General features: G+C 72.4%; 5 protein-coding genes and 1 pseudogene. 2 read left to right on the top strand and 4 right to left on the bottom strand.

Going from position 1 to position 8,206, the window contains the following annotated elements; all coding sequences use genetic code 11:
• Positions 1-1,210 (bottom strand): ATP-binding protein (locus GT042_RS09490; protein WP_161308264.1); only part of this gene is annotated, 1,210 nt, incomplete at its 3' end.
• Between the two features lie 343 nt (positions 1,211-1,553).
• Between GT042_RS09490 and GT042_RS09485 the strand changes: the two genes are divergently transcribed.
• The gene (locus GT042_RS09485) at positions 1,554-2,531 is read left to right on the top strand and encodes an SDR family NAD(P)-dependent oxidoreductase (RefSeq protein ID WP_161308263.1); all 978 of its coding nucleotides are present in this window, start codon (positions 1,554-1,556) and stop codon (positions 2,529-2,531) included.
• Between the two features lie 12 nt (positions 2,532-2,543).
• On the opposite strand, the gene GT042_RS09480 is transcribed toward GT042_RS09485, so the two are convergent.
• Positions 2,544-4,583, bottom strand: a complete 2,040-nt coding sequence (locus GT042_RS09480) for a TetM/TetW/TetO/TetS family tetracycline resistance ribosomal protection protein (RefSeq protein ID WP_161308262.1) — start codon at positions 4,581-4,583, stop codon at positions 2,544-2,546.
• Positions 4,584-4,781: 198 nt separating this feature from the next.
• Here GT042_RS09480 and GT042_RS09475 point away from each other — a divergent pair.
• A pseudogene (locus GT042_RS09475) lies at positions 4,782-4,883 on the top strand (ATP-binding protein); the annotation flags it as partial.
• 130 nt (positions 4,884-5,013) lie between these two features.
• Here the strand turns inward: GT042_RS09475 and GT042_RS09470 are convergent.
• Both GT042_RS09470 and GT042_RS09465 read right to left on the bottom strand, forming a co-directional pair.
• Entirely contained in the window at positions 5,014-7,104 is a 2,091-nt protein-coding gene (locus tag GT042_RS09470; RefSeq protein ID WP_161308261.1) for an ATP-binding domain-containing protein, read from the bottom strand.
• 33 nt (positions 7,105-7,137) lie between these two features.
• Positions 7,138-7,773 carry a TetR family transcriptional regulator gene (locus GT042_RS09465; RefSeq protein WP_161308260.1) on the bottom strand — a complete coding sequence of 212 codons (636 nt, stop codon included), beginning with the start codon at positions 7,771-7,773 and terminating at the stop codon, positions 7,138-7,140.
• Positions 7,774-8,206: the final 433 nt, after the last annotated feature.

The following is an 8,206-nucleotide window of genomic DNA, read 5'->3' as shown; positions in this document are numbered from 1 at the left end:
CGGACTTCGTGGCGGACTTCGTGGCGGACTTCGTGGCGGGCTTCGTGGCGGGCTTCTCCGCGGACTTCTCGGCGGCCTCGTCCGTGGCCTTGTCCGTGGCCTTGTCCGTGACCTTGTCCGGGGTCCTCTCCACGGCCTCCGCCGACCGCTCCTCGGCGGCGGTCCGGCCGTGCGGCCGCGCGCGCGGCTCCTCGGTGTCCACCGTGACCAGCAGCGCAGACGGCAGGAAGAGCCCGGCCCGTACCCCGCCGTAGATCGAATCCTGGTCGACGGCGACCCGGAACCCGTACCGCTTCGCGAGGACCCCCACCACGGGGAAGCCGAACTTGGGGCGGCTGCCCAGCTGCGTCAGCCGGACCTCCTCCTCGCCGCTCAGCAGCCGCGCCGCCGCCTCCTTCGCCTCCGGCTTGAGGCCGACGCCCGAGTCGTCGATCATCACGCTGACGCCGTTGTGGGCCTGGACGAACCAGACCTGGACGTCGGAGCCGGGCTCGGAGTGGCGGGCCGCGTTGTCGAGCAGCTCGGCGATGGCCAGCACGACGGGCTCGACCACGCCGCTGACCACCCCGTACGCGGGCTCGCCGGTGATCTTGACCCGGTCGTAGTCACGGATCTTCGACACCCCGCCGCGGACGACGTCCAGCAGCGGCGAGTCCCGGCGCTGGCGGCCCGGCCAGGAGCCGGTCAGGACGTTCACGGCCTGGGCGCGGCGCACGAGCTGGCTGCTCGCGTGGTCGATGTCGTTGGCGTCGGCCAGGACGGCCGGGTCGTGGTGCCGGCGCAGCATCGCGTCGATCGCGTTGGTCGTGTCGTTCAACAGCCCCTGCATGGAGCGGGTCACGGTGGAGACGGCGGCCTTGGCACCGTCCTCGGCGCGCCCGGTGGCCTGGGTGGTCACCTCACGGAACTGCTGGAGCACCGCCTCGTGCGTGGCGAGGAACGGGGTTCCGGCCAGCGCCGGGTGGAGCGCGGCGGGCACCTCGTCGGTGTCGCGCCCCTGCCAGATGCCCCGGAGCAGCGTCGGTACGCGCGTGTGGGCCAGGTGTCTGGCCTCGGCGTCGCGCATGTCGATCTCGCGGTGGAGGGCCTTGATCCGTTCCTCGGCGCTTCGTGCGGCTCTGCGGTACCGACGGATCAGCGTCCCGGATCCGACCAGGACGACGACGAGGAGCGGCGCCCAGAACAGCGGGTCCAGTGGGGAGGGAGTCACAGGCGGATACTACCGATCACTGTGTCGCGCATGAAGCGTGAGCGGCGGTCGTTCCCGTCATCTTCCGCTCCGGACAGGTCATTTGAGTGTCTGTCACTTCACAGAGCGTCAGATCGTCGCGCCGGGCGAGGTGTCTCGTACGGAGTCCCGCGCCGCGAGGGGGGTACTGCCGGACCCCCGGTGGAAGCGGACCCCGTACCGCCCTGCCGAAGCGCCCCGCCGGTGGTTCGCTGGAGGTGTGGGACCCCTGGGAGTACGGGGGTACGGCACCCCGCACCAGCACGCGCACCCGCACCCGCAGACAGCAGGCAGCAGGCAGCAGGCAGCAGAGAGAGGCAGCACCATGACCGAGCCCGCACCACGCGTCACCACCCCGTTCGACGCGGAGTCCACGGCGGCCGAGGTGGTCGCCGGCACCGACCTCACCGGCCGTCGCGCGATCGTGACCGGCGCGTCCTCCGGCATCGGCGTCGAGACCGCCCGCGCCCTGGCGGGGGCTGGCGCCGAGGTGACCCTGGCGGTACGGGACGTCACGGCCGGTGAGCGGACCGCCGGGGACATCGCCTCGACCACCGGCAACAAGCACCTCGCCGTCGCCCCGCTCGACCTCGCCGACCAGGCCTCGGTGGCGGCCTTCGTCGCCGCCTGGCACGGCCCGCTCGACATCCTCGTCAACAACGCGGGTGTGATGATGACACCCGAATGGCGGACGCCGGAGGGGTGGGAGACGCAGTTCGCCACCAACCACCTCGGCCACTTCGCGCTCGCCACCGGCCTGTACCCGGCGCTCGCGGCGGGAGACCGGGCACGGGTCGTCGCGCTCAGCTCACGCGGGCACGTACGGGCCGGGGTGGACTTCGACGACATCCACTTCTGGACCCGGCCGTACGACCCGGTGATCGCGTACGCCCAGTCCAAGTCGGCCGTCGTCCTGTTCGCGGTCGAGGCGAACCGGCGGTGGGCCGGGGACGGCATCACCGTCAACGCCGTACATCCCGGCCCGATCCTGTCGAACCTCACCCGGCACATGAGCAAGGAGGACCTCGACGCGGCGGTGGCCGTGGAAGGCGCGTTCAAGACCCCGCGGCAGGGCGCGGCCACGGCGGTCCTGGTCGCGACCTCGCCGCTGGTCGAGGGGGTCGGGGGCCGGTACTTCGAGGACTGCGACGAGGCGGCGCGGTACGTACCGGGGACGCCGCCCGGCGGGGTCGCGGACCACGCGCTCGACCCGGAGGCGGCGGCGCGGCTGTGGCAGGTGTCGCTGGAGATGATCGAGTCGTCGCGGGCGGCCAGGGCGTCCCGGGCGGCGCGCCCGGTGTGACCCGCCGTACCCTCACCGGCTCCCGCCCGCCCGCCGTACGACCTTCAGCAGGTACTCCTTGCGGTCGAGCGGGTTGTGGTCCGCCCGGGACCGTACGGGGATCGCCCCCTGGACCGGCCGGTAGTGGTCGAAGGCGCACTCCAGCACCCCCTCGCCGTGCGTGAGGGTGGGCAGCCGCCGCTCCAGCTCGTGGACCCGGGCCGCCGGGATCGCCCCCGACACCAGGCACACCGCGCCGCGCGTCTCCGGCGCGTACGGTACGGCCCCGAGGCTCGTCAGGACGGGCAGGACCGCGCCGAACGCGTCGGCGGGGATCTCGAGTTCGAAGCGGTGCATCGGCTCGTACACCCCGCACCCCGACTCCCGCAGGGCGGCGACCAGGACCAGCGGCGTCAGGTTCCGGAAGTCCCCCGACGTGCTCGACATGCTCTTGTCGAAGACGGCGTGGGCGTGGCTCTGGCGCGGGGAGTAGCCCGACCTGGTCAGGGTGACCACGCAGTCGGTGACCTGCCATCCGTACAGGCCCTGCCGCAGGGTGTCGTGGACGGTCTCCTCGATCGCCCTGATGAACGAGAACGGCAGGGATCCCAGCTCGATCTCCAGCCGGAATTCCACCCCGGAATCGACGGGCGCGGGATCCACGCGCAGTCCGATGGTGGCGAGAAAGGGATTGATGTCCTTTCCCTTGATCTCGACCGCCTCGCCCGTCGCGAGGGGCCGTTCGACGCAGACGGTGGTCGTCTCGCGGAATGCGACATCGATACCGAAGTCGTCGGCGAGAGTGGCCTGGATGACTTCTTTCTGCACCTCGCCGTAGAGCGAGACGAGGACTTCCTGGCGTACGTCGTCCTGGCGGAGGTTGATCAGCGGGTCCTGCTCGGCGAGTTGGCCGAGCGCGACGTGCAACGCGCCTTTGTCGGCGGGGCGGGTGGGGACGACGACGGATTCCAGTGCGGGCGGCGCGAAGAAGTGGCCGGGGCCGGGGTCGCCGCCGGGATCGCCGTCCGGCTCTCCCACCGCGTCGCCGATCCGGACCTCCCCCAGCCCCCAGAGCTTGCCGATCCGCCCGGCGACCACCTCGTCGCGGCGTTCGGCCGCGCCCTGCTCGAAGACGCTGATCGCGGTGACCTTGCCCTCCTCGTCCGCCGCGCCGCCGGCCCGGCCCCCGGGCCTCCCGAAACGCAGCAGGTCGCGCACCCGCACGGTCCCGGAGAAGAGGCGTACGTACGCGATCTTCTCCCCGGCGGGCCCCCGCTCGACCTTGAAGACCGTGCCCGCGACCGGGCCTTCGGGATCGCCGCCGGCGGGCGGCAGCAACTCCCTGATACCGGCGGTCAGCGCGTCCACCCCGACACCGTCGACGGCGGAGCCGAAGTACACCGGATGCACGAGACCCCGCCTGACCTGCGCCGCGAGGCCGTCCCGGAGCCGCCCGTACGAGATCGGCGCCTCCTCGTCCACATACGCGGCCAGGAAGGCGTCGTCGTGGTCGGCGATCACGTCGGCCAGCCGTTCCGTGAAGGCCGCGTCGCCGGGCCCGTACGGACGGAAGGCGGAGACCCGCGTGCCGAGGCCGCTCGCGCGGCCCATCGGGACGATCGCGGGGGTCAGCTTCTCGGCGAGGGCCCGCAGGACGGGCTCGTACGCCGCGCCCCGGCGGTCGATCTTGTTGACGAAGACGAGGGTGGGGATACGGAGCCGCCGCAGCGTCCGCATGAGCACCCGCGTCTGCGCCTGCACCCCCTCGACGGCCGACACGACGAGCACCGCACCGTCGAGCACACTCAGCACCCGCTCCACCTCGGCGATGAAATCCGGGTGGCCGGGGGTGTCGATCAGATTGACGGTGACGTCATCGACGGCGAACGAGACGACGGCGGATTTGATCGTGATGCCGCGTTGCCGTTCGAGCGCGAGGGAATCGGTCTGGGTGTTGCCGTCGTCGACGCTGCCGATCTCGTCGATGACACCGGCGGTGTGCAGCAGCCGCTCGGTCAGGCTTGTCTTACCGGCGTCGACGTGCGCCAGAATTCCCAGGTTCAGCGTATTCACAGAGCGTCAGGTCCTCCAGGTAGGCGAAAATTACCGTGGGGTGGGACTCCGACGTTCCGCGCATAACCATCTCCTGGGTCGACTTGCTTTGTTGTCGGGGGATTAGAACAGAGAGCGACGGCGCGCCACAACCGGTTAACGGGCCGGCGGTATGCCCTGCCGGACGTGCGCGACGTCTCGGCCTGGAGGCGGCCCGGGCGCGGCATCGTCGTGGAGACCGCCGCGCAGGTGCTCGACTACGTCGGCGGGGTGCTCGCAGTCCCGCAGACGGTCCTCACCGCGGCGTATTGGGCCGAGATACGCACCGGCCCGCCGGCCGGCGTCGCGCGGGCGATCGCGGACGCCGTACGGGCGAACACCCCCCGGCCGACGGCGGTTTGAGGGCTGCCGGGCCCGATCGCCTCCGTACCGGCCGCCCGACGGCGGGCCGTCAGCGTCCGTCCGGCGGCTGGCCCAACTCCCCCGGCAGCGGCAGGTGATGGACGATGTCCAGGCGTGACACCGCCCGCGTCAGCGCCACGTACAGGCGGTGCAGTCCCCGTGCCTCCGCGCCGGCGATCGCGGCCGGTTCGACCAGGACGACGTGGTCGTACTCCAGGCCCTTCGCCGCGCTCGCGGCAAGGACCGTCACCCGGGCCGCCGTCGTGCCGAGTTCGTCGGCGGTCGCCGTGGCAATGCCGGCCGCCGTGAGAGCGGTACGGAGCCGGTCCGCCTCCGGGGCGTCCGCGATGACGCCCACCGACCCTTCGTGGGCGAGCGCGGCACGTACCGTACGGACCACGGCGGGCACCAGCTCATCGACCTGACGGACCGTCAACTCTCCGTCGGACCGCAGCGATCGCGACGGCGGTACGTCGACGTCCAGCGCCCCCAGCAGCCGGTTGGCCAGCTCCACCACCGCCCCCGGCACCCGGAAACCGACGGTCAGCGGGACCACGGCGGCCTCCGGCCGGCCCAGGTGCGCGAGGAGTCGGGGCCACGAACGCGCCGCCCATGGCGTCGTGCCCTGCGCCAGGTCGCCCAGCACCGTCAGCGAACCGAACTCCGCGCGGCGCGCGATCGCGCGGCACTCCATCGGGGACAGGTCCTGCGCCTCGTCGACGACCACGTGGCCGTATCCCTCGGGACGCTCGATCAGGCCCGCGAGTTCGTCCAGCAGGACGAGGTCGGCCGCCGACCAGGGCAGCGTCCTGGCCGTCCGCGCGGACGGCACACCCCGGCGCGGGCGGCGGACGGCCCGCTGTTCGGCCGGGTCGAGGATGCCGTCGCACGGCCCGCCCGGCGCCTCCGGGTCCGCGAGCAGCACCGCGAGCACCTCCTCCGGGGTCGTCCTCGGCCAGACCCGGTCCAGATACGCCGTGACCCCCCGCGACGTGCTCACCTTCCGCGCCCACAGCGCGGACCGCGGCCCCGCCCGCCGTTCCGCCTGGAGCTGGAGCGCCCGGACCGCCCGGCTGCGGACCCGTTCCCGCCCGGTCGCGTACGGCGGGGCCTCGGCCCGTACCGTGTCGACGATCCCCGCCAACTCCTCGACCCCGAGCCGCCATTGGTACGAGCCGTCCGGAACGGTGAGCGGCTCGACGGGCCGCGACACCCTCCCGTACAACGCCCGGCGCAGCACCTCCGCCATGCGCGCGTCGTGCTTGACGGCCGCCGCCGCGTCCGAGTCCTCCGTACGCACCGGATGGCGCGCGATCTCGTCGCGGACGGTCGACTGCCGTACGCCGATCTCGCCCAGGGCGGGCAGTACTTCGGAGATGTACGCGAGGAACGTGCGGTTGGGGCCGAGGATCAGCAGTCCGGCGCGCTGGATCCGCTGCGGGTAGGTGTAGAGCAGGTACGCGGCCCGGTGCAGGCCCACGGCGGTCTTTCCGGTGCCGGGGGCGCCCTGGACGCAGACGGAGCGGGCGAGTTCGGACCGTACGAGCTCGTCCTGCTCCGGCTGGATGGTGGCGGCGATGTCGCGCATGGGGCCGACGCGGGGGCGCTCGATCTCGCCGGTGAGGATGGCGCCGGTGGGGGCCGCGCCGCCCTCCGTCTCCGGCCCCGCGAGGTGCTCGTCCTCCAGGCTGGTCAGGTCCTCCGGCTCCCCCTTGCTCCACGGCGCCCAGCCGAACCGCCGCCGCACGGCGACGCCCTGGGGGTCGCTCGCGCTCGCCCGGTAGAAGGCGCGCGAGACGGGGGCGCGCCAGTCGACCACCAAGGGTGGGGCGGAGGGGTGTTCGCTGATCCGGCGGCGGCCGATGTGATAGCTCTGCCGGCTGTGGTCACCGGCCGCGCCGTCGAAGTCGAGGCGCCCGAAGAAGAGCGGGCTGTCGGGTTCGAGCCGCAACTCCTTGGCGCGGCTGCGGAGATGGCGCCCGAGCACCTCGGCGTCGGCGCCGGAGGCGAAGGCGTTCTCGCCGGTGACGACCTGCTGGGCCGCGTCGTCGACCATGCCGGTCAGGGCGGTGCGGCAGGTCTGGTGGTAGGTCCGTTCACGGTCGAGTTCGCGGACGAGGTCAAGGTCCGGGGTGGTCATTCCGCCAAGGATAACGTAACTCGGTAACATATTTTACTGAGCATCACCCGGCCCGTCCCGCCACCCGGTGCGCAACCGCCCGAACGCCAGCTCCGCCGCCGCGACCGCGTCCGGATACACGTCGTCGGCGCTCTCGCCCGCCGCGACGCGGCGCCAGTTCTCCAGCGCGAGGACCCGCAGCACGGCGACGATCTGCCCCGCCGCGAGGGCGCCCTCGATCCCGCCCCCGAGCGCGGCGGCCAGCGCGGCCTCGCTGCGCTGCTGGTACCCGTACATCCGGGCGACCAGGCTCGGCGTCCCGTACAGCAGCCGGTGGAACGCGAGCACCTGCGGGTGGTCGCTGAGCCCCGTGACGGGATCGCGCCGACCGAGCCCGTCGAGCACGTACCGCCGCAGCGCCTGGAGCGGACCTGTGCCGCCGGCCCGGCCGGTGACCACGCGGGCGGGCTCGTCCTCGTGGTCGGCGAAGCGGTGGAGGGCGAGGTCTTCCTTGGTGGGGAAGTAGCGGAAGAGGGTGGGCTTGGAGACGTCGGCGGCGGCGGCGATCTGGGCGACGGAGACGCGGTCGAAGCCGTGCGCTGTGAACAGCGCGATGGCGGTGTCGGAGATGACCTGGTGCTGGCGGCGCTTTTTGCGTTCGCGCAGGCCGAGGTGTTGGTCGTGGTGCATGTTCTTGAGGCTACGTCTGCCCGGTGCCGGGGTGCGGCTTACTGATGTCCTCAATCGCCGGACGGGCTGGGTTTGTCGTAGTGACGGGGGGCGGGGCCTCCGGAGGTACGTATGTCCGGACTGCATGTTTTACGGCGCCTTCGGGAACCCCGAACATTCACGGTAGTCATGCGCCACAAAACACGCTTTACGTCCGGCCACACGCACCTCCTCCGACCCCACCCCCCTCACGCCGCCGGGGAACTGGACGAGCCCCCGCCTCGGGTTGGGCCAGCCTCCGCCCGGTGGACGGTGCCACTCACCAACGTCCTCAAACGCCGGACGGGCTGGGATTGCCCCCGGCCCGGTGGGCGGGTGCGGGGCAAGGATGTCCTCTAACGCCGGACGGGCTGGATTTGTCTTGACGCGGGCCTGGAAGGGGGACGGGCAGGGG

This window comes from Streptomyces sp. SID3212, from assembly GCF_009865405.1.
Taxonomy (GTDB): Bacteria; Actinomycetota; Actinomycetes; order Streptomycetales; family Streptomycetaceae; genus Streptomyces.
This window is presented reverse-complemented; position numbering and strand designations above follow the sequence as displayed.

Coding starts and splice junctions, on each gene's coding strand:
- GT042_RS09485 (WP_161308263.1), top strand. CDS start 1,554: ATGACCGAGCCCGCACCACGCGTCACCACCCCGTTCGACGCGGAGTCC.
- GT042_RS09470 (WP_161308261.1), bottom strand. CDS start 7,104: ATGACCACCCCGGACCTTGACCTCGTCCGCGAACTCGACCGTGAACGG.
- GT042_RS09465 (WP_161308260.1), bottom strand. CDS start 7,773: ATGCACCACGACCAACACCTCGGCCTGCGCGAACGCAAAAAGCGCCGC.